Consider the following 24,731-nt stretch of genomic DNA (forward strand, 5'->3'; position numbering starts at 1 on the left):
ATTTTTGCACAAGCGAGGCAGGGAACCTGATGGGCGCCTATATACTGCGCCGCATCCTTTTGATGATCCCGACCCTGTTCGGCATCATGGCGGTGTCATTTGCCGTCATCCAGTTTGCTCCAGGCGGGCCGGTCGAGCAGGTCATCGCCAGGCTGACCAACCAGGGCGGCAGCGATCGCCTCGGCGGCGGCGGGGGTGATGCCGGCGGCGCCAATTTCGATGTCGCCGGTGACGTCGGCTCGAAATACCGCGGCGCGCAAGGGCTCGATCCGGAATTCATCAAGAAGCTGGAGAAGCAGTTCGGTTTCGACAAGCCGCCGCTCGAGCGCTTCGGCATGATGCTGTGGAACTATCTCCGCTTCGATTTCGGCGACAGCTACTTCCGCGACATCTCAGTGCTCGACCTGATCCTGGAAAAGATGCCGGTGTCGATCTCGATCGGGCTGTGGATCACGCTTTTATCCTACCTGATCTCGATCCCGCTCGGCATCCGCAAGGCGGTCAAGGACGGCTCCACTTTCGACGTCTGGACCAGCGGCGTCGTCATCGTCGGCTACGCCATTCCGGGCTTCCTGTTCGGCATCTTGCTGATGGTGCTGTTTGCCGGCGGCTCGTTCTGGGACTGGTTTCCGCTGCGCGGCATCACCTCCGACAATTGGGACCAGCTGTCCTGGCCGCAGCGGATCGTCGACTATTTCTGGCATATGACCCTGCCGCTGACCGCGCTGGTGCTGTCGGCCTTCGCCACGACGACGCTTTTGACCAAGAATTCCTTCCTCGAGGAAATCCGCAAGCAATATGTGGTCACAGCCCGCGCCAAGGGCCTGTCGGAGCGGCAGGTGCTTTATGGCCACGTCTTCCGCAACGCCATGCTGATCGTCATCGCCGGTTTTCCCGGTGCTTTCATCTCGGCCTTCTTCACCGGCTCGCTGCTGATCGAGAACATATTTTCGCTCGACGGCCTCGGCCTGCTCGGCTTCAACTCGGTGGTGCAGCGCGACTATCCGGTGGTGTTCGCCAATCTCTTCATCTTCTCGCTGCTTGGCCTGTTCGTCGGGCTTTTGTCCGATCTGATCTATACCTGGGTCGATCCACGCATCGATTTCGAGCGGAGAGACGTCTGATGGCGCAGGCCACAGCCGAAACGGCGCCGGCACGGATCGCGCGGCCCTTTCTGTCGCCGCTCAACCAGCGGCGCCTGCAGAACTTCAAGTCCAACCGGCGCGGCTACTGGTCGTTGTGGATATTCCTGTTCCTGTTCGTGCTGTCGCTGGTTTCGGAATTGGTCGCCAACGACAAGCCGATCATCGCCTCCTACAAGGGCGAGATCCTGTTTCCGGTCCTGGTCGCTTATCCCGAGGAGAAGTTCGGCGGCTTCTATGCGGTCACCGACTACCGCGACCCGGTGATCCAGGACGAGATCAACGCCAATGGCTGGATGGTCTGGCCGCCGGTGCGCTACTCCTACCAGACCGTCAACAACGCTATTCCCGAAGCAGCACCGACCACGCCGTCCTGGCTCTACGACAAGAAGACGCGCTGCAACCAGTATCCGAAAGGCGAGGCAGACCCCAATTGCAACGTCGGCAACTGGAACTGGCTGGGCACCGACGACCAGGCCCGCGACGTGCTGGCGCGCGTCATCTACGGCTTCAGGATATCGGTGCTGTTCGGCCTGATCCTGACCGCCGGCTCGGCGCTGATCGGCGTGGCGGCCGGCGCTCTGCAGGGCTATTTCGGCGGCTGGACCGACCTCCTGTTCCAGCGTTTCATCGAGATCTGGTCGGCGATCCCGGTGCTGTATCTGCTCTTGATCGTCGCCGCCATCCTGCCGCCCGGCTTCTTCATCCTGCTCGGATTGATGCTGCTGTTCTCCTGGGTGGCACTGGTCGGCGTGGTGCGGGCCGAGTTCCTGCGCGCCCGCAATTTCGAATATGTCAACGCGGCGCGCGCGCTCGGCGTATCCAATGTCACCATTATGTTCCGGCATCTGCTGCCCAACGCCATGGTGGCGACGCTGACCTTCCTGCCCTTCCTGCTCAGCGGCTCGATTTCGACGCTGACCTCGCTCGACTATCTCGGCTTCGGCCTGCCGCCCGGCGCCGCCTCGCTGGGTGAGTTGCTGAAGCAGGCACAGCGCAATCTCAACGCGCCCTGGCTCGGCATTTCCGGCTTCGTCGTCATCTCGCTGATGCTGTCGCTGCTGGTCTTCGTCGGCGAGGCCACCCGCGACGCCTTCGATCCGCGCAAGACGTTCAGATGAGGGCGATGCAGGCTGGCATTCGGCATGTTATATTCCGGAAATGGCAATGAATAGGATCATCCTTGAACACTACCCGGCATCGAAGCTCCCGGATGAACTGCGAAAAGGCATAGCTCCGAGCGCCTCGGTCAAAGTGACAGTGGAGGAGGAGGCCAACAGGCCCCTTGGCCGCGAACAATTGCTTGAACTCATGCGGGATGCTCAGGCCAACGCGCCGGGAACAAGCCTCGACGAGGCTGTCGCGCGTGTTCGTGCCCTCCGCGATGAGTGGGAGGATTGATGGCTGCAGTCCGGCTTTACGTCGACACCAACATTTTCATCTATGCCTTTGAAAACAATGATGCGCTTGCAAAAAAACTGCTTCAGCTCATTTCACTGAACGAGGGCAGAAAGCAGCCTTTCCTGGCGACGAGTGAGATCGTGCTCGCGGAGTTGATGGTCGATCCCTTGAGAAAGAACAATGAGCGACTGATCGAGCTCTACGACAATATTTCAATCGGCAATGCCTTCATCTCAATTGGGACGATAACTCGCGACGTTCTCTGGCACGCAGCACAGTTACGTTCGGAATTCCTTTCCTTGAGATTACCAGACGCGATCCATCTTTCCACAGCGATGCACTTCGGCTGCACACAATTTCCGACCGCGGATACGAGATTGAAAGAGACCTATTCCATCGCACCAACTCGTCTCGTCCCACGTCAAATGGCAGCCAAAATATCGATCATACGACCGGAAATTTCCGCCTTGGACGGGGTTGTCGCGGAAGTTGAGCTATGACCGCCCCTCTCCTTTCGGTCCAGGACCTCAGCGTCGCCTTCACGCAAGGCGGCGACCAGTCGATCGCCGTCGACCATATTTCCTTCGACCTCGCCAGGGGCGAGACGGTGGCGCTGGTCGGCGAATCCGGCTCCGGCAAGTCGGTCACCGCGCTGTCGGTTCTGAAGCTGCTGCCCTATCCGACCGCCAGCCACCCGTCGGGAAAGATCCTGTTCCTCGGCGCCGACCTGCTTGCCGCCGACGAGAGAGACCTGCGCCGCGTGCGCGGCAACAAGATCACCATGATCTTCCAGGAGCCGATGACCTCGCTCAACCCGCTGCATACGATCGAGCAGCAGATCGTCGAGGTATTGAAGCTGCATCAGGGCCTGGGGGATCGCAAAGCCAAGGCGCGCACGCTGGAACTTCTGCACGAGGTCGGCATCCGCGAGCCGGAGAAGCGGCTCGACGCCTATCCGCACCAGCTTTCCGGCGGCCAGCGCCAGCGCGTCATGATCGCCATGTCGCTGGCCAACGAGCCTGAACTTTTGATCGCCGACGAGCCGACGACGGCGCTCGACGTCACCGTCCAGGCGCAGATCCTCGAGCTGCTCGCCGGCCTGAAAAGCCGCAAGAACATGTCGATGCTGTTCATCACCCACGATCTCGGCATCGTCAGGAAGATCGCCGACCGGGTCTGCGTGATGACCAAGGGCAAGATCGTCGAGACCGGCCCGACCAAGGAGATATTCGCCAATCCGCAGCACGCCTACACGCGGCATCTGCTTGCCGCCGAGCCGAAAGGCAAGCCGCCGGCGGCCAACCAGGCCGCCAAGCCGGTGATGGTCGGCAAGGACGTCAAGGTCTGGTTTCCGATCAAGAAGGGCTTCTTCCGGCGCACCGTCGACAATGTGAAGGCGGTCGACGGCATCGACGTCACCGTGCGGGCCGGCCAGACGCTTGGCGTCGTCGGCGAATCCGGCTCAGGCAAGACGACGCTCGGCCTGGCGCTGGCCAGGATGATCTCGTCGACCGGGACCATCCAGTTCAACGGACGCGGCATCAATCAGCTGTCCTTCAACGAAATGCGGCCGCTGCGGCGCGAGTTGCAGATCGTCTTCCAGGATCCGTTCGGTTCGCTCAGTCCGCGCATGTCGGTCGCCGAGATCATCGAGGAAGGGTTGAAGATCCACGAGCCGAAGCTGTCTCCTGATGGGCGCGACGAGCGTGTCGTCGACGTGCTGAAGGAAGTCGGCCTCGATCCGGCGACGCGCAACCGCTATCCGCACGAATTCTCCGGCGGCCAGCGCCAGCGCGTCGCCATCGCGCGCGCCATGGTGCTCAACCCGCGTTTCGTCATGCTGGACGAGCCGACCTCGGCGCTCGACATGAGCGTGCAGGCGCAGGTCGTCGACCTCTTACGCAGCCTGCAAGCCAAGCACGACCTCGCCTACCTCTTCATCAGCCACGATCTGAGGGTCATCCGCGCGCTCGCCAACGAAGTCATCGTCATGCGTAACGGCAGGATCGTCGAGGCCGGTCCTTCCGAACAGATTTTCGGCAACCCGCGGACCGACTACACAAAGGCGTTGATCTCGGCCGCCTTCAAGATCGAAACGGCGCCGGTCGGCATCGTCAGCGAGTAGATTTTCGCCAGAGATCATGCACAAAATCAAAACACTGCCGCGCCTTGCGCGTCGGAACGCGAACGCTGTTGGTAAAAAGGGAAAAACAATCCACAATGGAAAAAGGCCGCATCCTGCTTGCCCTCACCGGTATTCATCCGCTGCGCTGGCGCGAACTGCTGTCGGCGGAGCGCGAGGTGGTGCTCGAGCCGAATGGCGCCGGCGATCCCTCGATTACCTATGCTGTGGTGTGGAAACAGCGGCCGAACCTGTTGTCGTCGCTGCCCAATCTGCGCGCCATCTTCTCGATCGGCGCCGGCGTCGACCACATCTTCGCCGATCCCACCTTGCCCGACGTACCGGTCGTCAAGGTGGTGGCCGACAACCTGACCCAGTACATGACCGAATACGTCGTCTGGCGGGTGCTCGACCACCATCGCCAAGGCATGCTCTACCGCGCCCAGCAGCAGAAGAAGATCTGGCATGAACCGCAGCAGCGGCCGGCCAGCGACATCTCGGTCGGCATTATGGGGCTCGGCACGCTTGGCCGCGCGGCGGCATCGGTGCTGTTGTCGCTCGGCTTTCCCGTCAATGGCTGGTCGCGCAGCGATCGGCCGATGCAAGGTGTCTCGACTTACGCGGGCGAGGCCGGCCTGATCCCGTTCCTAAACGCCACCGACATCCTGGTGGTGCTGCTGCCGCTGACGCCGCAGACGCACGGTATCATCAACCACGGCGTGCTGAAGGAGCTGCGGAAGCGCAACGGCCTCGGCGGCTCAGTGCTGATCAATGCCGGGCGCGGCAGGCTGCAGAAGGACGCCGACATTTTGCGCGCGCTGGACGACGGCACGCTGAAGGAAGCCAGCCTCGACGTTTTCGAGGTCGAGCCGCTGCCGAAGACCAGCCCGCTATGGAGCCACCCCAAAGTGTTCGTGACGCCGCATGCGGCGGCAACTTCCGATCCGGTCCACCTGGCGCCGATCATGCTGCGCCAGATGGATGCTTTCGAGAGCGGCGAACCGCTGGAAAATGTGGTGGATCGCGACGCCGGGTATTAATTTTTAGAGCGCCGCTTTCCAGTCTCAGCCCCAGCCGAGCGGCACGTAGTCGATCTCCATAAACGCCTCGACTTCCGGGATCCAGCGGTCGCGGACGAAGGCGACGTGGTCGGGATGGTCGTTGTAGCCGGAATAGGCCCGCTGATCGGCGAACTCCATCGAGAAGCCGAAGCGGTAGTCGTTCTTGGGACTGACCTGCCGCAACTGCTCGAAATGCGTGACGCCCTTTATCGCCGTGAGAATCCTCTTGGCGTCGGCGAGGAACCGTTTTTCCTCGAGCGAATGCGGCGGGTGTTTCAGCGTGAACACGACGGTGTGACGGATCATTTTTTGCTCCTGCGATATCTTCGTGTCACGCGCTGTCAGCCCAGGCGCGGATGAGGTTATAGGCGATCGCCCCCTTCGGCGGTGTCATCAGGCCGCCCGGATGCTCGCGGGCCAGCATCAAGAGCACCTCGTCGCGAAAGAACCAGCGGCAATCTTCCAGCTCGTTGAGGTCGGGCTGGATATCGTCGTTGAGCGGTTCGCCGAAGCAGCCGATCATCAGCGAATAGGGAAACGGCCAGGGCTGGCTGGCGTGGTAGACGACACGGCCTAGCCGGATGCCGGCTTCCTCCAGCGTTTCGCGGCGCACCGCCGCCTCGATCGTCTCGCCCGGCTCGATGAAACCGGCGAGCGCCGAATACATGCCGGGCCCGAAATGCCGGCCGCGGCCGAGCAGGCATTTTTCGCGTGTTGCCGTCAGCATGATCGCCACCGGGTCGGTGCGCGGAAAGTGCTCCGTACCGCAGGCCGGGCAATGCCGCTTGTAACCGCCCGCCCGCATCTCGGCTTCGGTGCCGCATTTGCTGCAGAAGCGATGGCTGGCATGCCAGGCGAGCAGCGCCGCCCCTTGCGCCAGCGCGCCGGCCGCCGCTTCGTCGATCAGCCCCTGCATATAGACCGAGCGATAGTCGATCGCCTTGATCGTCTCGGGAAGCTGCTCGGGCTCGACCCCGGCCGGCACCGCCAGCACCGGGCCGCTTTCGGAAAAACCGAGCAGGACGCCGTTTTCGAGCGACGCTTCGAGCGGTCGGCATTCGGCCACGCCGAACCAGGGGTCGAATGCGCCTTGCGCAAGCTTCAAATAGAGCCGGCCGCCACGCATCAGCAAAAGCCGCGCCGAGGGATCGGCGAGTGCCTTTTCGACGGAATCGTCGGCGCGGTTTTCGGACTGCCGGTCGATAATGTTGCCGGCGAAGCCGACGAACTGGCTCGGCTCGCGCAAGGGCGCGTCAAACAGGCGAAAGCTCATGCAGACTCGGGAAGGTTCAAGGTGGACACGGGAGAGGCTTATAGCGCTGCCTTGATCTTTTCCGCAAACTTGCGAAGGTCGGAGCGCTGATAGGGCTCGCGCAGGCCGTGCCCCCACACCGGGCCGGGCCAGCCGGGATCGCCTTCCGAGCGCGCAATGACGTGTACATGCAACTGGCGCACGATGTTGCCGAGTGCGCCGGTGTTGATCTTGGTGCAGCCGGTCACCCGCTTCAGCGCCAGCGCCACCATGTTGGTCTCGAAGGTCAGCATCGCCTGGTCCAGCGGCGTCATGTCGTGGATTTCCTCGATGCCCGGCCGCTGCGGCACCAGCAGCAGCCATGGCCAGCGGCGGTCGTTCATGACGCGCAATTCGCACAGGCCGAGCCACATCAACTGTTCGCTGTCGGCTTCCAGCTGGGCGTCAAGCGTGAATCCGGCCTTGAGGCCCGGCAGCATCGGCGTTTCCCTCACTTTTTGACGTTTTTTGAACTCCATCGACGCTAGAGCGGCTTCCGAAGGGCCGCAAGGGGCAGCAACCAACATTGGCCGTCGCGGCGCTGATTGTGCGCGAAGAAGTGAGGGCCCGGGCAAATTGCATCAGGTTGGCGCTGCCCCGCCGAGGTCGACGATTTTGATCGCGGCCACATTTTGTTCTTGCTTTGTGCCGGCAGCTATGCTACTAATTTCGCTATGGTGATTATTCGCACCAACGACCCGCCCGCCGAGGCGGGTTTTTGGTTTCAGCTTTCGCCGTCGCTCAAGGCCCCTATCATCCGCACTTGCATTTCATCGCCGGATTGCCGATATGGAGGCTGGGAGGTTGGTGGTGGACGGTCCACTCGCCAACCGGGTCAGGTCCGGAAGGAAGCAGCCCTAACGAGCCCGGAACGGGTCATTGTTCCAGCCTCCCGCCTCTTCGCCTTTTGCCCCGACATTGACGGCGCCAAGCCGTGCGGGCGAAACTATGCGCAGGAATCGGCCGCCTCCAGTGGCAGCCCTTGGAGCTTAACGGGCGAATGAGCGAAGCCGGAAACGAGGCCGGGAAATTGGACAAGCCTGCCGCCTACCGCGTGCTGGCGCGCAAATACCGACCGTCGAATTTCTCCGAACTGATCGGCCAGGAGCCGATGGTCCGCACCTTGACCAATGCCTTTGCCACCGGCCGCATCGCCCAGGCCTGGATGCTGACCGGCGTGCGTGGCGTCGGCAAGACGACGACCGCGCGCATACTCGCGCGGGCCCTGAACTACAAAACATCGACCGTCGACCAGCCGTCCGTCGACCTTGCCGTGCTCGGCGAGCATTGCCAGGCGATCATGGAAGGCCGGCATGTCGACGTCATCGAGATGGACGCCGCCTCGCATACCGGCATCGACGACATCAGGGACATCATCGAGCGTGTGCGCTACGCCCCGGTGTCGGCGCGCTACAAGGTCTACATCATCGACGAAGTGCACATGCTTTCCAACCAGGCCTTCAACGGCCTGCTGAAGACGCTGGAAGAGCCGCCGCCGCACGTCAAGTTCATCTTCGCCACCACCGAAATCCGCAAGGTGCCGATCACCGTCCTGTCGCGCTGCCAGCGTTTCGACCTCAGGCGCATCGATGCGGCAATGATCAAGGCCGACCTTGCCAGGATAGCCGGACTGGAGGGCATCGAAGTCGAAGACGATGCGCTGGCGATGATCGCGCGCGCGGCCGAAGGCTCGATGCGCGATGCGCAGTCGATCCTCGACCAGGCGATCGCCCATGGCGGCGGCGCGGTCAGCGCCGAAGCGGTGCGTGCTATGCTCGGCCTTGCCGACCGTGCCCGCATCGTCGACCTGTTCGAACATGTCATGAAGGGCGACGTCGCCGCCGCACTTGCCGAATTCCGTGCCCAGTACGATACCGGCGCCGATCCTGCCGCGGTGCTGACCGACCTTGCCGAGTTCAACCATCTGGTCACCCGTCTGCGTTTCGTGCCGGCTGCCATCGACGACGCCTCGCTGTCCGAGGACGAGCGCCGGCGCGGCGCCGATTTCGCCAGCACGCTGTCGGTCAAGGTGCTGTCGCGGACGTGGCAGATGCTCTTGAAAGGCATTCCCGAGGTGCAGACTTCCAACCGCCCGGTCAGCGCCGCCGAGATGGTGCTGATCCGGCTGGCCCATGCCGCCGACCTGCCGACGCTGGACGAGGCGCTGAAATCGCTGGAGAACGGCGGTACCCTGCCGGGCGCCGCGCCGCGCGCGAATGGCACGCCGGCAAGCCCCGGCCCCGCAAACCATGCGCCTGCAAGCGGTGGTGCCGGCGCCGTGGCGCAGGCGCGGATGCCGACGGCCAATGGCGGCGCCCAGACAATGCGCCTGGTCGAGGCCGAGCCCGTGCCGACCAACTTCGTTGCTCCGCCGGAGCCGGCGGTCGAGGCGCCGCCGGTGCCGGTGAAATCGCTGGCCGACATTGTCGCCCTTGCCGACGCCCAGCGCGACATGGCCTTCAAGGTGCTGGTGAAGCGTTGCGTGCGGCTGGTGCGCATCGAGCCCGGTCGTATCGACGTCAGCCTGACCGACGATGCGCCGAAGATGTTGCTCAATGATTTGACCGCCAAGCTGCGCGCCTGGACCGGCCGCAACTGGCTGGTGTCGCTGTCGAAGGACGAGGGCGGCCAGACCTTGGCCGAGATGGAATCGACAAAGCGCGAAAACGCCTTCCTCGATGCCAAGAGCGACCCGACGGTCGCCGCCATCCTGGCGCGCTTTCCCGGCGCCAAGATCATCGACGTGCGCATTCCCGACGCGCCGGAAGCCGACGAGGCCGAAGTGCCGGTCGAGCCGCCGGCCGACGACGACGAAACCTGAAACAACCAGCACCAGCTGCAAAGGACCGTGCGATGAAAGACCTTCTCGGCATGATGGGCAAGGCAAAGGAAATGCAGGCCAAGTTCCAGGCAATGCAGGATGAGATCGCCACGCTGGAAGCCACCGGGCAGGCCGGCGGCGGCCTGGTCAGCGTGACGCTGACCGGCAAATTCGAGATGAAGTCGCTGAAGATCGACCCGTCGCTGTTCAAGGAAGACGAGGTCGAGATTCTCGAGGACCTGCTTCTCGCTGCCCACAACGACGCCAGGACCAAGGTCGAGCAGATCATGCAGGAGAAGACCAGGGCGCTGACCGCGGGCCTACCGATCCCGCCGGGAATGAAGCTGCCGTTCTAAGGTGTGTTGATATCCAGGTGATGCCGGCCTGCAAACGGCGGCTTCCTGCGCTTCCGGTGCTCACGAAACGTACGCTCCGCTCCGGTTCTCGGAAGCCCGCCAGCTGTGTCTATTAGGCAACTCCCCACACTTAATAACGCTTTAGCCATCTTTTTGCCTGAAAGTGTCTCATTCTTGCCGCAACCAGGGGCGGGCTGGCAGCAGAATTGAGGGGACACCTGTTGATCTCTACCCGATGGAAGACGCCGTTGCGGCTCGGCGTCGTTATCTCGCCGCTGTTTTTGGCCGCTTGCAGTCAGACCGCCTCGCACGGCATGTCCAGCCTGACCGATGCCATTACGCCGAGTTTCCTGAGCTCGCGCTCCTACAATTCCACGCCGAAGGAGAAGGAATGCCTGGAGCGGGCGATGTTCTTCGAGTCCAACCGGTCGAGCCGTGACGGCATGATTGCGGTCGGCACGGTGGTGATGAACCGTCTGCGGTCCGGCAATCACGGCAACACCATCTGCCAGGTCGTCGGCGAGCGCGGGCAGTTCGCGCCGGGCGTCATGACACGGCCGATGAATTCGAAGGCGATGCCCGACGTCGAGGAAGCCGCCGAGGCGGTGCTCAAGGGCGAGCGCAAAGCCAAGCTGAAGAACACCATGTTCTTCCACACCGCCGGCCTGCGCTTCCCCTACAAGAACATGCACTACACCATGGTCGCCGGCGGCAATGCCTTCTATGAAAAGCGCGGCCGCAACTGGCAGCCGCTGCCGGACGAGCCGGTAGTCGCCATGGCCCAGGCCAAGCCGCAAGCGCCTGCCGCTCAGGCCATACTTGTCGCCTCGGCGGAGCCGGCACGCAGCGCCAAGCCGACATTCGCCAAGGCAACCTATGTGACCGCCGCTGCATCGCTGCCGGCAAAGCAGACAAGGGTGACCGCCGGAATGGCGACCCCGGAGAAGGCGACGGCGGAGAAGCCGATACTTGTGGCGCTGCAAGAGCCAATGCAGGAGCCGGATGCGGCCCGTTTTGGCGGAACCGTGAGCGAGCGGCCTGTCACCTCCTTCCAGGCCGCGCCGGCAGAGCCGACAATGTCGTTCGAGGCGACGCCCGAGAACACCGACGCCATCGGCGCGATGATCGCCGGCCAGACCCGGCCACTGGAAGAAAACTGAGGACGGCAGCACTGGCCGCGACGTCGGCCTTCCCTTCTCCCACAACAAGGGGAGAAGGGAAGAGCGGAGCCCCTGGCCGCTCAACTGTTCCAAAGCGTGCGGAAAAATCCTAAACCGGTGCGATGTCGAAGCGAATCGCCGGTCCCGAGATCGAACGCCTGATCCAGCTGCTGGCCAAGGTGCCGGGGCTCGGTCCGCGTTCGGCACGCCGCGCCGCGCTCCACCTCATCAAGAAGAAGGAACAGTTGCTGGCGCCGCTCGCCGCCGCCATGGGCGAGGCGGTCGACAAGGTGCGCATCTGCTCGACCTGCGGCAATGTCGATACCTCAGATCCATGCATGATCTGCACCGACCCCCGCCGCGACCCCACTACGCTCATCGTCGTCGAGGACGTGGCCGACCTTTGGGCGCTGGAGCGGGCGACAGCCATGAACGTGCGCTACCATGTGCTCGGCGGTACGCTGTCGCCGCTCGACGGCATTGGTCCTGATGAGCTAAACATCCGTTCGCTGGTCGATCGCGTCGCCGGCGGCGAAGTCAAGGAAGTGATCCTCGCCGTCAACGCCACGGTCGAGGGCCAGACCACCGCGCACTACCTCACCGACCAGCTTTCCGGCTTCGACATCAAGGTGACGCGCCTGGCGCACGGTGTTCCGGTCGGCGGCGAACTCGATTATCTCGACGAAGGCACGCTGGCCGCCGCACTGCGCTCGCGGACGGTGTTTTGAGGCGAGCGGCGGGAAGGGTGCTTCTGTGATGATTGCATTCTGTCGCGCCCCCCTCTGTCCTGCCGGACATCTCCCCCTCAAGGGGGGAGATTGGCTGTCGCGCTGGCTTTCGCCAATCTTCAACGGTGCAAGGCTGGAGCAGAAATCGAAGCTGCCAATCTCCCCCCAAGTGGGGGAGATGTCCGGCAGGACAGAGGGGGGCGCGACAGAACGCCGACCTCGCACACTAGCCTGCCTCTCGTTTCTAGCAGCCCTACTTGGGTTGATCCTCGCCACCCCGGTCTCCGCCGCAAAAATCGACGACCAGTTCCACGCCTGGCTCAGCAATGACCTCTGGCCCGAAGCCAAGGCCAAAGGCATCTCCAGGAAAACCTTCGATGCCGCCTTCGAAGGCGTCAAGCCGAACCTGAAGCTGCCCGACCTGGTGAAGCCGGGCGAGAAGGCGACGACGCCGCAGAAGCAGCATCAGGCCGAGTTCGGTTCGCCGGGCGCCTATTTCGCTGAAAAGATAGTCCGAGCGGTGACCGCCGGCGGCCGCACCCGCGAGGCGACCAACGCTAGGACGCTTGCCGCGATCGAGAAACGCTACGGCGTGCCTGGCGAAGTGCTGCTGGCGATCTGGGGCCGCGAGAGCGGCTTCGGCGCGGCGAAGATGCCTTATGACGCCTTCGAGGTGCTGGGCACCAAGGCGTTCATGTCGACCAAGAAGGAATTCTTCCGCACCGAGCTCTTGGCTGCGCTCGAGATCGTCGAGCGCGGGCTTGCCCCGGTCGGCGCGATGAAATCGTCTTGGGCAGGCGCGCTTGGCCAGCCGCAGTTCATGCCGACATCGTTCCTCAAGCATGCCGTCGATTTCGACGGCGACGGCCGCACCGACATCTGGAATTCGACGCCCGATATACTGGCATCGATCGCCAATTATCTCGTCCATTATGGCTGGGTCAGGGGCCGCGGCTGGGGCTTCGAGGTGACTGTGCCGGACAGCGTCTCGTGCTCGCTCGAAGGTCCGGACCAGGGCAAGAAGATTTCCCAGTGGGCTGATATGGGCATCAGGCGTGTGTCGGGTAAACCGTTCCCGGCGAGCGAACTGAAAGCCGAGGGCTTTCTTTTGATGCCGGCCGGGCGTAGCGGCCCGGCCTTCATCGTCACCCCCAATTTCTATGTGCTGAAGCAGTATAACACCAGCGATCTCTATGCCCTGTTCATCGGCCATGGCGCCGATCGCATCGCCCATGGCGACAGCAATTTCTCGGGCAATTGGGGCGCGGTCGGCGGGCTCTACCGATCCGACATCGCCGCCCTGCAGCGGGCGCTGGAAGCTAAGGGCTACGATGTCGGCAGCGCCGACGGCCTGCCTGGCTTCAAGACGCGCCGCTCGATCGGCAAATGGCAGGCCAGCAACGGCCGTTCCGCTACCTGCTTTCCCGACGCCGACCTGGTTACCGCGCTGAAATAGCCGGATTTTCGCACCGCCGGTCTGGCCCAATCGACCGTTCTGCAAATGCTCGTTGCCGCGCTCGAAACCGCCGGATATGGTGAACCTGAACCGCACAAAAAATTGCCAAGACAACGGTCCGGGGATCACCGTTCGACGCGGCAAGAAATGCCACAACCCTGAGCCGGGAACTCAGGTCAACAACAACAGGGAACAGTTAAAATGATGATGGAAAAGTTTGCTCTACGCTCCCGCTTCTTGCTCGCGGGCGCGGCCATGTCCGCGCTGCTTCTGGCCGGTGCGCCTGCCTTCGCGGTCACGCCCGCCGACACGCTGGTCGAGGGTTTCGCCATCGACGACATCATCACCATGGATCCGGGCGAAGCATTCGAATTGTCGACCGCAGAGGTCACCGGCAACACCTATGATCTTCTGGTACGCCTCGACCTCAGCGACACATCCAAGGTCAAGGGCGATCTCGCCGAAAGCTGGAGCGTCTCCGACGACGGCCTGACCTACACGTTCAAGCTCAAGCCCGGCCTCAAATTCGCCTCCGGCAATCCGATCACAGCGGCCGACGTCGCCTATTCGTTCGAGCGCGCCATCAAGCTCGACAAGAGCCCGGCCTTTATTATCGGCCAGTTCGGTATCGATGGCGGCAACGTCACCGAGAAGGCCAGGGCCGTTGATGACACGACGTTCCAGTTCACCGTCGACAAGGCCTATGCGCCGAGCTTCGTGCTGAACTGCCTGTCGGCGACGGTCGCCTCGGTCGTCGATGCCAAGCTGGTCAAGGAGCATGTCGCCGCGGTCACGCCGAGCGCCGACTACAAATGGGACAATGATTTCGGCAACGCCTGGCTGAAAACCGGCTACGCCGGCTCCGGTGCCTTCAAAATGCGCGAATGGCGGGCCAACGAGGCCGTCGTCCTTGAGCGCAACGACAATTACTACGGCGAAAAAGCCAAGCTTGCCCGCGTCATCTATCGCAATATGAAGGAAAGCTCGGGCCAGCGCCTGGCGCTGGAAGCCGGCGATATCGACGTCGCCCGCAATCTCGAGCCGAACGACCTCGATGCGATCGCCAAGAATGCCGACCTCACCACCACCTCGGCGCCGAAGGGCACGGTCTTTTATATCAGCCTCAACCAGAAGAACCCGAACCTCGCCAAGCCCGAGGTTCGCCAGGCGTTCAAATATCTCGTCGACTACGACGCGTTGGGCTCGACCATCCTCAAGGGCATCGGCGAGATCCATCAGACCTTCCTGCCCAAGGGCGTGCTCGGCGAGCTGGACGAAAACCCCTTTAAGCTCGACGTCGCCAAGGCCAAGGAACTGCTTGCCAAGGCCGGCCTCGCCGACGGCTTCAGTGTCACCATGGACGTACGCAGCACCCAGCCGATTACCGGGATGGCGGAATCGATCCAGCAGACGCTGGGACAGGCCGGCATCAAGCTGGAGATCATCCCCGGCGACGGCAAGCAGACGCTGACCAAATACCGCGCCCGTAACCACGACATCTATATCGGCCAGTGGGGCCAGGATTATTTCGATCCGAACTCCAACGCCCAGACATTCGCCAGCAACCCCGACAATTCGGATGAAGGCAAGACCAAGACGCTGGCCTGGCGCAACGCCTGGGACATTCCGGACCTGACCAAGCAGACCGAAGCCGCCTTGCTCGAGAAGGACGCGGCCAAGCGCGCCGCAATGTACCAGGATCTCGAGAAGAAGATCCTCAATACCAGCCCCTTCGTCATCATCCACCAGCAGCTGGAAGTGGCCGGCCTGCGCAAGAACCTCAAGGGTTTTGCGCTCGGCCCGAGCTTCGACACCAACTTCGTCGGCCCCGTCTCGAAGGAGTGATGCCGGGGAGTGACGCCGGCGGACGCGCTGTATGAGTGTGGCTGAAAGCGAGGTGACGGCAGGGCGCGGCGGCGCCCGCGCCGTTGCCGTGGCCTCATCTATCGCCCGGTTCCTGGTCATCGCGATAACGACCTATCTCGGTCTGCTCGCGGTGACCTTCTTCATCGGCCGCGTGATCCCGATCGACCCGGTGTTGGCGGTGCTCGGCGACCGGGCGCCGGCCAACGTCGTCGAACGAACGCGCCGCGAGATGGGCCTCGACCTGCCGCTGGTCGAGCAGTTCTACATCTATGTCAAACATGCCCTGAACGGTGATTTCGGCACCTCGGTGCTGACCACCAATCCGGTGATGACCGATATCCGCCGCGCCTTTCCGGCGACGCTCGAACTGGCGACGTTGGGAACATTGATCGGTTCGGTGATCGGCGTGCCGCTTGGCGTGCTGGCCGCCGTGCGGCGCGGCAGCGTCATCGACCAGATCGTGCGCATCATCGGCCTTGTCGGCTATTCCGTGCCGATCTTCTGGCTGGGGCTGCTGGCGCTGGTGCTGTTCTACGCCAAGCTGCAATGGGTCGCCTTTCCCGGCCGGCTCGACGTCGTCTACGAATACACCTTCACGCCGATTACCGGCTTTTACCTGCTGGATGCGCTCTGGCAGCGGCAGTGGGACGTATTTGCCGATGCCTTCCGCCACATCATCCTGCCGGCCTCGCTACTCGGCTATTTCTCGCTCGCCTACATCAGCCGCATGACGCGCTCGTTCATGCTGAACGAACTCACCCAGGAATACATCGTCGCAGCGCGCGCCAAGGGCCTGTCGGAAACGCGCATCATCTGGGGTCACGCGCTGCGCAACGCCGCGGTGCCGATGGTCACGGTGATCGCTCTGTCCTATGCCGGGCTGCTCGAAGGCTCGGTGCTGACCGAGACTGTGTTTTCGTGGCCGGGCATCGGCCTCTACATCACCAACTCGCTGCAGAACGCCGACATGAATGCCGTGCTTGGCGGCACGATCATCATCGGCTCGGTCTTCATCGCCATCAATCTATTCTCCGACCTGCTCTACCGGCTGCTCGATCCAAGGACCAAGGCAGGATGAGGACCAAGGCAGGATGAGCACGGAAGCGATTCAAACTCGCCGCGACTGGCTGCTCAGCGAGCGCCCGGCGTCGCGCGTGCAGGCGAGGCTCGGCCGCGCCTATGTGGCGTGGCGGCGCTTTTCCGCCAACCGGCTGGCGTTTGCCGGCCTGCTCATCATCGTCGCCCTGCTGGTGGTCGCGGCATTCGCCGATGTGCTGGCGCCCTATTCGCCGACATTCGGCGACCTCAAGGGCTCGCGGCTCCTGGCGCCGAGTGCGGCGCACTGGTTCGGCACCGACGATCTCGGCCGCGATATCTATTCGCGCATCATCTTCGGCTCGCGCTGGACACTCTACGTCGTCATTCTGGTTGCCATTATCGCCGCGCCCATCGGCTTGCTGGTCGGCACCGTCGCCGGCTATGCCGGCGGCTGGACCGATGCGATCCTGATGCGCATCACCGACATCTTTCTCGCCTTTCCGAAGCTGATCCTGGCGCTGGCCTTTGTCGCGGCGCTCGGCCCCGGCATCGAAAATGCCGTGCTTGCCATCGCCATCACCTCGTGGCCGCCCTATGCCCGCATTGCCCGCGCCGAAACGCTGACGGTGCGCAATTCCGATTATATCAAGGCGGTGCAATTGATGGGCGCCTCGCCGTTTCGCATCGTGCTTCGCCACATCATGCCGCTCTGCATCTCCTCGCTGATCATCAGGGTGACGCTCGACATGGCCGGCATCATCCTGACCGCGGCCGGCCTCGGCTTCCTCGGCCTCGGCGCGCAGCCGCCGCTGCCCGAATGGGGCGCGATGATCGCGTCGGGCCGCCGCTTCGTGCTCGACCAGTGGTGGGTGGCGGGTGCTCCGGGCTTTGCCATCCTCATCGTCAGCCTCGGCTTCAACCTGCTCGGCGACGGACTGCGCGACGCGCTCGATCCCCGAAGTGGCGACCAATGAGTGGCGACCAATGAGCACGCTTCTCGAAGTCAACGACCTGCGCGTTACCTTCCCGACGCGCACCGGCCTGATCGAGGCGGTGCGCGGCGTCTCCTTCTCGCTCGGCCGCGAGCGGCTCGGCATTGTTGGCGAGAGCGGTTCGGGCAAGTCGCAGACCGGCCGCGCCATCATGGGCGTCACCCCGCCGCAGGCCGAGGTGACCGCGAAGACGCTCGCTTTTGACGGCATCGACCTGCTGGCCGCCTCGCCGCGCGAGCGCCGCGCGCTGCGCGGCAAGCGTATCGCCATGATCCTGCAGGATCCGAAATATTCGCTCGACCCGGTGATGAGCATCGGCCGCCAGATCGTCGAGACGCTGCGCACGCATGAGAAGGTCTCCAAGGCCGAAGCCCGCGACCGCGCGCTGGCCATGCTGGAGGCTGTGCAGATCCGCGATCCGGCCCGTGTCTTCGACCTGCATCCGCACGAGGTTTCCGGCGGCATGGGCCAGCGCGCCATGATCGCCATGATGCTGATCGCCGGGCCGGAAATGATGATCGCCGACGAGCCGACCTCGGCACTCGACGTCACTGTCCAGCTCGACGTGCTCGGCATCCTCGACCGGCTGGTCAGCGAGCGCGGCATGGGGCTGATCTTCATCTCGCACGATCTGCGCCTGGTCTCGTCCTTCTGCGATCGTGTCATCGTCATGTATGCCGGCAAGGTGGTCGAACAGCTCAAAGCCTCGGAGCTCGGCCGCGCCCAGCATCCCTATACGCGCGGCCTGCTCAACTGCATGCCCAAGATCGGCGCCGACCGTCACCCGCTGCCGGTGCTCGACCGCAAGCCGGAGTGGGCAGCATGACGGCAGCCCTTTCCGTCGACAGGCTGGAGGTGGTCTTCGACCGCTTCCGCGCGTTGAAAAGCGTCAGCCTCGAGGTCGAATCCGGTGAATCCTTCGGCCTGGTCGGCGAGTCCGGCTCCGGCAAGTCGACGTTGCTCAGGGCAATCGCCGGCCTGGCGCCGGCCGCATCAGGCACCATCGCGGTCAACGGCAAAACGCTCGGCGCGCGTCGCGACAAGGCGTTTTACCGCGAGGTGCAGATGGTCTTCCAGGACCCGTACGGTTCGCTGCACCCGCGCCAGACCGTCGACCGCCTGCTGCAGGAGCCGCTCGCCATTCACGGCTTCGCCGACGGCGAAAAGCGCATCCAGCGGGCACTCGACGAGGTCGGCCTCGGCACCGGGTTCCGTTTTCGCTATTCGCATCAATTGTCCGGCGGTCAGCGCCAGCGCGTGGCGATCGCCCGCGCCCTGATTCTGGAACCGTCGATCCTGCTGCTCGACGAGCCGACCTCGGCGCTCGACGCTTCGGTGCAGGCGGAGGTGCTGAACCTGCTGGAAGAGATCAGGCGCCGCCGCAAGCTGACCTTCCTGATGGTCAGCCACGACCTAGCCATCATCACCCACATGTGCGAACGGCTGATGGTGATGCAGAACGGCGAGGCGATGGAGAATCTGACCGCGGACGATCTTGTCGAACGCCGTGTCACCAAGGATTATACGCGCAATTTGCTGAGGGCCAGCGAGGGGTTCGTGAGAACCGCTTGAACCTTCTCACGGTGCGCAGGACTAACTGTCTTCGGGAGATTCCCATGGAGCAATGGACGTTCCCAGACCCGCCCAATGTCGCGGTGTTTTTGGATCGGGTCATAATTACCCGCGGCGATTGGATTGCACACGTCTCGCATGACGATGACGACGGCAGTTGGCAATTCCACAACAGCGAAATTGGACCTGTTGACGAAGGCGACATAATGATTGTCAGCTTGCAAAACGTTGTGCAGCGGGATGAAAGTATCCTTGCGTTGGCCGACTTGCCGGAAGGCTGGCATGCTTGGCGCGAGTCAAAATCGTCGCCGTGGCAGCGCGCCAGGTCGCGCCCTGTACCCTCCAACGATAACGAATGATCCGGCAAAGCCTTAAGTCGGACCTTGCACCGGTTCGCCGGTCTCCAAAACGGGTAGCTCTTTCCAGCCTTTCGGCTCCTTGACCTGAACCACGCCGAATAGCGCGCCGGCAGGAACAGCAGCATGATCGCTGCGCCGGCGATAGTGCCGGGCCATCATCGCGTAGCTGCCGGACCGCAGGCCCAATCGCCCGCCGCCAGTGCCAACTTGAGGAAAACCTGAAATAAGCCCAGAAGAGTCTCAACAGCCATCAAACGAGAGCGGGCGCCGGCCCGGTGAGGGATACGATGACAAATTCAGCCATTTCCGAACGCAAGAGCCAGTCGATTTCGCGCGGCGTCGGCATGACCACGCAGATCTATGCCGATCGCGCCGAAAACTCGGAGATCTGGGATGTGGAAGGCCGCCGCTACATCGATTTCTCGTCCGGCATCGCCGTCGTCAACACCGGCCACCGTCACCCCAGGGTGATCGAAGCGGTCAAGGCGCAGCTCGACCGCTTCACCCATACCTGCTACCAGGTCGTGCCCTACGAGAGCTATATCCGGCTGGCCGAACGGCTGAACGGCATGCTGCCCGGCAAGTTCGACAAGAAGACGATTTTTGTCACCACCGGCGCCGAGGCGGTCGAGAACGCGATCAAGATTGCGCGCAACGCCACCGGCCGGCCGGCGGTCATCGCTTTTTCCGGCGGCTTTCACGGCCGTACCTTCATGGGCATGGCGCTGACCGGCAAGGTCGTGCCCTACAAGGTCGGCTTCGGCGCCATGCCGGCGGATGTCTTCCATGCGCCGTTCCCGGTTGCGCTGCACGGCGTGTCGGTCGCCGATTCGCTGGCTGCGCTCGACCGGCTGTTCAAGGCCGATGTCGATCCGGCCCGCGTCGCCGCGATCATCGTCGAGCCGGTGCAGGGCGAGGGCGGCTTCTACGAGGCGCCGCGCGATTTCATGACCGCATTGCGCAAGATCTGCGATCAGCACGGCATGCTGCTGATCGCCGACGAGGTGCAGACCGGCTTTGCCCGCACCGGCAAGATGTTCGCCATGGACCACCACGAAGTGGCGGCCGACATCACCACCATGGCCAAGAGCCTGGCCGGCGGCTTCCCGTTGGCGGCGGTCACCGGCCGCGCCGAGGTCATGGATGCGCCGAACCCCGGCGGACTCGGCGGCACCTATGGCGGCAGCCCGATCGGCGTCGCCGCGGCGCATGCCGTGCTCGACGTCATCGACGAGGAGAAGCTCTGCGACCGGGCCAACACGCTGGGCAACCGGCTAAAGCAGCGCCTGCAAGCGATCCGCGACGAAGCCCCGGAGATCGTCGATATCAGAGGCCCCGGCTTCATGAACGCGGTCGAGTTCAACGATGTGACGAAGGGCCTGCCGTCGCCGGAACTCGCCAATGCGGTCCGGCTGAAGGCGCTCGACAAGGGCCTGATCCTGCTGACCTGCGGCGTCTACGGCAACGTCATCCGCTTCCTCGCGCCGATCACCATCCAGGATGGCGTCATGAACGAGGCGCTCGACATCCTGGAAAGTTCGATCCGCGAGGCCCGCGCCGGCTGAACGATACGATTATCCTGCCGCGTGGGCCGGCTCTGCCTGCTGGAAGGCAGCGAGCGCTGCCTTCAGCCCGTCGGGCCCGGTCGCGACAATCTGCGGCGGCGGCGAAAAGCCGGCGCCGAGCATCTTGCGGCCAAGCATGTGGTCGCCGGGCCGGTTGACCGATTCGATGCCGAGCAGCCGGCTTCCGGCATAGTGGTAGATGGAGAATTTGTTCTCGGCCACGTCGCCCAGCACGACATGGCTGTCGCCGCCCGAAATCAAGCCGACCATCTGCAGCTTCATGTCGCCGATATCGGACCAGAACCACGGCACTGCCGAGTAATTGTCGGTGTGGCCGGCGATGGTGCGTGCGGCGAGCCGCGCCTGGTCAGTGGCGTTCTGCACCGATTCCAGCCGCACGTCGCCGCCGGTGAACCAGTGCCGGTAAGACGCCGCGTCGCCGATGGCGAGGATTTCCGGCACCGACGTGCGCATCTGCTGGTCGACGCGGATGCCGTTGGCGATGGCAATGCCGGCGGCTTCGGCCAATTCGACATTCGGCACGACGCCGATACCGATGACGACCATCTGCGCCGGCAATCTTTCGCCGGATGAGGTGATTGCAGCCGAAACACGGCCGTTCTCGTCCTCCAGCCGTTCGATGGTGGTGCCGGTAAGGATGCGCACACCGGTGGCCTCCAGCCGCTGGCGCACATGGCCGGCGATGACCGGTGCCACGGCGCGGGCGAGCAGCCGGTCGACCGCCTCGACCACCGCAACCTTGCGGCCTGCCGCGGTGAGCGTTGCGGCAATCTCCAGGCCGATGAAGCCGCCGCCGAGGATGACGACCTCCTCGCTTTGCGCGCTCAATTCGCGGATCAGGCGGGCATCGCCGAGCGAGCGCAGCGACACAACGCCGGAAAGCTCCGAACCCGGCAGCGGCAGCAGGCGCGGCCGCGCGCCGGTGGCGAGGATCAGCCGGTCAAACGGCAACACACCGCCGCCCGATATCTCCAGCCTGCGGCCGCCTACGTCGATCCGCTCGACCCGGATGCCTGGCCGGAAGTCGATGGCGCTGCCGGTATAAAAAGCCTCGCCGCGCAACGGCTGCGGCTTTGCTTGCTGATCCTTGATGAAGGTCTTCGACAGCGGCGGCTTGTGGTAGGGCAATTCGTTTTCGTCGCCGACCAGGATCACCGGGCCGTCATAGCCTTCTTCCCGCAGGCTGGCGGCCGCTTGCACGCCCGCATGACCCGCACCGACAATGACGACCCCGTTCTTCATAACAGCCCGATTCCTCATCCAAATCTAGGACGTCTCGCCAGGTGGCGATTGTCCGGCGCCGCCGCAAGAGCGCCGATCCGGGTCGCACCCGGAACGGCCGCCTGTCAACTGCGTCATGCGCCGGCATTCCTCATACGTCGGTGTTAAAGTTGACAGTTCTGGTTTAGAATAATTCTAAACTGTTGTTTCAATTGAATTTTTTCTATGCCACCAGTTGACATCCGGCGTCTTCGCCGTTTTATGGAAGCTCGCGCGTCAGCGCATCCCTTTGATGTCTGGGCCTTGAACCCTTTCGATTGGAGGCATTTCGGTGTCTTTCTTCCGCGAACCGCGCGATGGCGCGACCCTTCTTTGCCCGCTGGCAACTGCCCGCCGCGGCGCCGGCATTTCATAGATTCCCGAGGAGAGACAATCATGAGAACGATGATCACGGCGCGGTATGGCGGCAGGCTTGCGGCGATCGGCGCCACCGCGATGCTGACGGCGGCCGTGTTCGTGCTGCCGGCCAAGGCGCAAACCGATGCCAAGGCGGTCATCAAGACCTATTCCGACATTGCGCTCGCCAAATACGAGGATTCGCTGATCACGGCCGAGGCGCTCGACAAGGCTGTCGATGCGCTGCTCGCCAAGCCATCTGCCGAAACGCTGAACGCCGCCCGCGAGGCCTGGAAGGCATCGCGCGTTCCCTATCAGCAGACCGAGGTCTATCGCTTCGGTAATGCCATCGTCGACGACTGGGAAGGCAAGGTGAACTCCTGGCCGCTCGACGAAGGCTTGATCGACTATGTCGCCAAGAGCTACGGCACCGAGTCGGACGCCAACGCGCTCTACACCGCCAATGTGATCGCCAACAAGTCGATCGAGATCAACGGCAAGAAGGTCGACGCCACCGACCTGACGCCGGAGTTCCTCTCCGGCACCCTGCAGGAGGCCGGCGGTATCGAGGCCAATGTGGCGACCGGCTATCACGCCATCGAATTCCTGCTTTGGGGTCAGGACCTGCACGGCACCGGTATGGGCGTCGGCGAACGGCCCTACACCGACTACGACCTCGCCAATTGCACCGGCGGCAATTGCGACCGTCGCGGACAGTATCTGAAATCGGCGAGCGACCTTCTGGTTTCCGATCTAAAGGATATGGTCGACGACTGGAAGGAAGGCGGCGCCGCCCGCAAGAACCTTGTCGATGGCGAGCTGAACGCCGCCATTTCGACCATCTTCACCGGTATGGGCTCGCTGTCCTATGGCGAGCTCGCCGGAGAGCGGATGAAGCTCGGCCTCTTGTTGCACGACCCGGAAGAGGAGCACGATTGCTTCTCCGACAATACCTACAACTCCCATCTTTACGATGCGATCGGCATCCGTGCCGCCTATCACGGCAGCTACAAGCGGCTCGACGGCACTGTCGTCGAGGGGCCGTCGGTGGCCGACATGGTCAAGGCGGCCGACCCGGCGGTTGACAAGGAATTGTCGGACAAACTGGACGTCACCGTCGCCAAGATGGAGGCCATCAAGGCGCGGGCGCTTGCCGGCGAGGCCTATGACCAGCAGATCGGAGAAGGCAACACGGAAGGCAATGCCACTGTGCAGGCGGCGATCGACGCGCTGGTCGATCAGACCAAGTCGATCGAACGCGCCGTCGGTACCCTGAAGCTCAATGCGATAGCCTTCGAGGGCTCGGACAGCCTCGATTCACCGGACAAGGTGTTCCAATAGACTATCGAAACCACCAGCCACGCGACGCAACGAAGCGCCGTTAGCCAGAGCGACAAATGCTGATCTGCCATTGCAACATCATCACCGAAAAGGAGATAGAGCAGACGATCGTCGGACTGCTGGATGAGGACCCCTGGCAGCTGATCGTGCCGGCGAAGGTCTATCACGCCATGCACAAGCGCGGTCGCTGTTGCGGCTGCTTCCCAAATGTGGTCGAAACGATCATTCGGGTCACCGAAAATTACCATGCCCGCTCGGCGGCGAGTGGCGTGGACATCGTTTCACACCTGGATCGCGTCAGAGGCCTACGCGTTCAATACGGGAGCAGAACCCATGAAAGGCGAACAGCAGATCATAGAGCGGCTTAACGAGGCTCTGTTTCTGGAACTTGGGGCGGTCAATCAATACTGGGTGCATTTCCGGCTGCTGGAAGACTGGGGATACGCCAAGCTAGCGAAGAAGGAACGCGCTGAATCGATCGAGGAAATGCACCATGCCGACCGGCTCGTGGCGCGCATCATCTTCCTCGAGGGCCATCCGAACCTGCAGTCCGTGGCGCCGCTGCGCATCGGGCAGAATGTCAAGGAAGTGCTCGAATCCGATCTTGCCGGCGAATATGACGCGCGCACCGCCTACAAGCGTTCGCGCGAGGTTTGTAACGAAGCAGGCGACTACGTGACGATGAAGCTGTTCGAGGAATTGCTGGCTGACGAGGAAGGTCACATCGACTTCCTCGAGACGCAACTCGACCTGCTCGCCTCGATCGGCGAAGAAAAGTACGGCCAACTCAACGCAGCGTCGGCCGACGAGGCGGAATAAGGA

At 63.2% G+C, this 24,731-nt stretch carries 25 protein-coding genes and 1 other RNA gene; 22 read left to right on the plus strand and 4 right to left on the minus strand.

The features are described 5' to 3' along the window. Positions 1–29: 29 nt before the first annotated feature. The 6 genes from NKI54_RS06880 (at position 30) to NKI54_RS06905 (ending at position 5,705) form a co-directional block, all read left to right on the plus strand. The gene (locus tag NKI54_RS06880; RefSeq protein WP_352635800.1) at positions 30–1,124 is read left to right on the plus strand and encodes a microcin C ABC transporter permease YejB; all 1,095 of its coding nucleotides are present in this window, start codon (positions 30–32) and stop codon (positions 1,122–1,124) included. Then, positions 1,124–2,263, plus strand: coding sequence for an ABC transporter permease (locus tag NKI54_RS06885; protein ID WP_352691012.1), 1,140 nt, complete (start codon positions 1,124–1,126; stop codon positions 2,261–2,263). The genes NKI54_RS06880 and NKI54_RS06885 overlap by 1 nt, the downstream gene beginning before the upstream one ends. Before the next feature lie 46 nt (positions 2,264–2,309). Then, on the plus strand, positions 2,310–2,543 hold the full coding sequence (locus NKI54_RS06890) for a hypothetical protein (RefSeq protein WP_031211801.1): 234 nt from the start codon (positions 2,310–2,312) through the stop codon (positions 2,541–2,543). Further along, positions 2,543–3,043 (plus strand): type II toxin-antitoxin system VapC family toxin, encoded by a 501-nt coding sequence (locus NKI54_RS06895; RefSeq protein WP_352691014.1) that lies wholly within the window; start codon positions 2,543–2,545, stop codon positions 3,041–3,043. Before NKI54_RS06890 ends, NKI54_RS06895 begins: the two co-directional genes overlap by 1 nt. After that, complete coding sequence (locus NKI54_RS06900; protein ID WP_023676864.1) at positions 3,040–4,668, plus strand: ABC transporter ATP-binding protein; 1,629 nt, start codon at positions 3,040–3,042, stop codon at positions 4,666–4,668. Before NKI54_RS06895 ends, NKI54_RS06900 begins: the two co-directional genes overlap by 4 nt. Before the next feature lie 95 nt (positions 4,669–4,763). Further along, positions 4,764–5,705 carry a 2-hydroxyacid dehydrogenase gene (locus tag NKI54_RS06905; protein ID WP_023676865.1) on the plus strand — a complete coding sequence of 314 codons (942 nt, stop codon included), beginning with the start codon at positions 4,764–4,766 and terminating at the stop codon, positions 5,703–5,705. A 24-nt stretch (positions 5,706–5,729) separates the two neighbouring features. On the opposite strand, the gene NKI54_RS06910 is transcribed toward NKI54_RS06905, so the two are convergent. From NKI54_RS06910 to NKI54_RS06920, 3 genes are read right to left on the minus strand one after another with little or no spacing between them, the layout of a single operon-like run. Continuing rightward, positions 5,730–6,032, minus strand: a complete 303-nt coding sequence (locus NKI54_RS06910; RefSeq protein ID WP_023676866.1) for a Dabb family protein — start codon at positions 6,030–6,032, stop codon at positions 5,730–5,732. A gap of 25 nt (positions 6,033–6,057) precedes the next feature. Then, positions 6,058–6,999, minus strand: a complete 942-nt coding sequence (nudC, locus tag NKI54_RS06915; protein ID WP_352570306.1) for an NAD(+) diphosphatase — start codon at positions 6,997–6,999, stop codon at positions 6,058–6,060. Positions 7,000–7,037: 38 nt separating this feature from the next. Next, positions 7,038–7,457 (minus strand): HIT family protein, encoded by a 420-nt coding sequence (locus tag NKI54_RS06920; RefSeq protein ID WP_023676868.1) that lies wholly within the window; start codon positions 7,455–7,457, stop codon positions 7,038–7,040. 359 nt (positions 7,458–7,816) lie between these two features. Between NKI54_RS06920 and ffs the strand changes: the two genes are divergently transcribed. From ffs to NKI54_RS06985, 13 genes are all read left to right on the plus strand, one after another. Beyond that, positions 7,817–7,913, plus strand: an RNA gene (ffs, locus tag NKI54_RS06925) — signal recognition particle sRNA small type. Between the two features lie 104 nt (positions 7,914–8,017). Further along, positions 8,018–9,838 carry a DNA polymerase III subunit gamma/tau gene (locus tag NKI54_RS06930; RefSeq protein ID WP_352448578.1) on the plus strand — a complete coding sequence of 607 codons (1,821 nt, stop codon included), beginning with the start codon at positions 8,018–8,020 and terminating at the stop codon, positions 9,836–9,838. Positions 9,839–9,870: 32 nt separating this feature from the next. Then, positions 9,871–10,194, plus strand: a complete 324-nt coding sequence (locus tag NKI54_RS06935) for a YbaB/EbfC family nucleoid-associated protein (RefSeq protein WP_023676870.1) — start codon at positions 9,871–9,873, stop codon at positions 10,192–10,194. A gap of 221 nt (positions 10,195–10,415) precedes the next feature. Next, positions 10,416–11,354, plus strand: coding sequence for a cell wall hydrolase (locus NKI54_RS06940; RefSeq protein WP_352589010.1), 939 nt, complete (start codon positions 10,416–10,418; stop codon positions 11,352–11,354). 122 nt (positions 11,355–11,476) lie between these two features. Beyond that, complete coding sequence (gene recR / locus NKI54_RS06945; RefSeq protein WP_352448580.1) at positions 11,477–12,082, plus strand: recombination mediator RecR; 606 nt, start codon at positions 11,477–11,479, stop codon at positions 12,080–12,082. Between the two features lie 178 nt (positions 12,083–12,260). Further along, positions 12,261–13,538, plus strand: coding sequence for a lytic murein transglycosylase (locus NKI54_RS06950; RefSeq protein ID WP_352621951.1), 1,278 nt, complete (start codon positions 12,261–12,263; stop codon positions 13,536–13,538). A 201-nt stretch (positions 13,539–13,739) separates the two neighbouring features. Next, entirely contained in the window at positions 13,740–15,383 is a 1,644-nt protein-coding gene (locus NKI54_RS06955) for an ABC transporter substrate-binding protein (RefSeq protein WP_352635792.1), read from the plus strand. A gap of 31 nt (positions 15,384–15,414) precedes the next feature. Next, entirely contained in the window at positions 15,415–16,482 is a 1,068-nt protein-coding gene (locus NKI54_RS06960; protein ID WP_023676874.1) for an ABC transporter permease, read from the plus strand. Positions 16,483–16,495: 13 nt separating this feature from the next. Then, the gene (gene nikC / locus NKI54_RS06965; protein WP_352448584.1) at positions 16,496–17,416 is read left to right on the plus strand and encodes a nickel transporter permease; all 921 of its coding nucleotides are present in this window, start codon (positions 16,496–16,498) and stop codon (positions 17,414–17,416) included. A 10-nt stretch (positions 17,417–17,426) separates the two neighbouring features. Next, complete coding sequence (locus tag NKI54_RS06970; RefSeq protein WP_023676876.1) at positions 17,427–18,260, plus strand: ABC transporter ATP-binding protein; 834 nt, start codon at positions 17,427–17,429, stop codon at positions 18,258–18,260. Continuing rightward, positions 18,257–19,006 (plus strand): ABC transporter ATP-binding protein, encoded by a 750-nt coding sequence (locus NKI54_RS06975; RefSeq protein ID WP_352635790.1) that lies wholly within the window; start codon positions 18,257–18,259, stop codon positions 19,004–19,006. The genes NKI54_RS06970 and NKI54_RS06975 overlap by 4 nt, the downstream gene beginning before the upstream one ends. Positions 19,007–19,050: 44 nt before the next feature. Beyond that, positions 19,051–19,365, plus strand: a complete 315-nt coding sequence (locus tag NKI54_RS06980; RefSeq protein ID WP_352635788.1) for a hypothetical protein — start codon at positions 19,051–19,053, stop codon at positions 19,363–19,365. Between the two features lie 287 nt (positions 19,366–19,652). Next, positions 19,653–20,930 (plus strand): 4-aminobutyrate--2-oxoglutarate transaminase, encoded by a 1,278-nt coding sequence (locus NKI54_RS06985; protein ID WP_352635786.1) that lies wholly within the window; start codon positions 19,653–19,655, stop codon positions 20,928–20,930. A gap of 9 nt (positions 20,931–20,939) precedes the next feature. On the opposite strand, the gene NKI54_RS06990 is transcribed toward NKI54_RS06985, so the two are convergent. After that, entirely contained in the window at positions 20,940–22,193 is a 1,254-nt protein-coding gene (locus NKI54_RS06990) for an NAD(P)/FAD-dependent oxidoreductase (protein WP_352635784.1), read from the minus strand. Between the two features lie 423 nt (positions 22,194–22,616). Here NKI54_RS06990 and NKI54_RS06995 point away from each other — a divergent pair, with 423 nt between their 5' ends. From NKI54_RS06995 to bfr, 3 genes are read left to right on the plus strand one after another with little or no spacing between them, the layout of a single operon-like run. Then, complete coding sequence (locus NKI54_RS06995; protein ID WP_502897061.1) at positions 22,617–23,909, plus strand: imelysin family protein; 1,293 nt, start codon at positions 22,617–22,619, stop codon at positions 23,907–23,909. Between the two features lie 56 nt (positions 23,910–23,965). Beyond that, the gene (locus NKI54_RS07000; RefSeq protein WP_023676882.1) at positions 23,966–24,277 is read left to right on the plus strand and encodes a (2Fe-2S)-binding protein; all 312 of its coding nucleotides are present in this window, start codon (positions 23,966–23,968) and stop codon (positions 24,275–24,277) included. Beyond that, entirely contained in the window at positions 24,243–24,728 is a 486-nt protein-coding gene (gene bfr / locus NKI54_RS07005) for a bacterioferritin (protein WP_023676883.1), read from the plus strand. Before NKI54_RS07000 ends, bfr begins: the two co-directional genes overlap by 35 nt. The last annotated feature ends 3 nt before the right edge of the window (positions 24,729–24,731 follow it).

Origin of the sequence: Mesorhizobium sp. M0663, from assembly GCF_040320585.1 — a bacterium.
Taxonomy (GTDB): domain Bacteria; phylum Pseudomonadota; class Alphaproteobacteria; order Rhizobiales; family Rhizobiaceae; genus Mesorhizobium.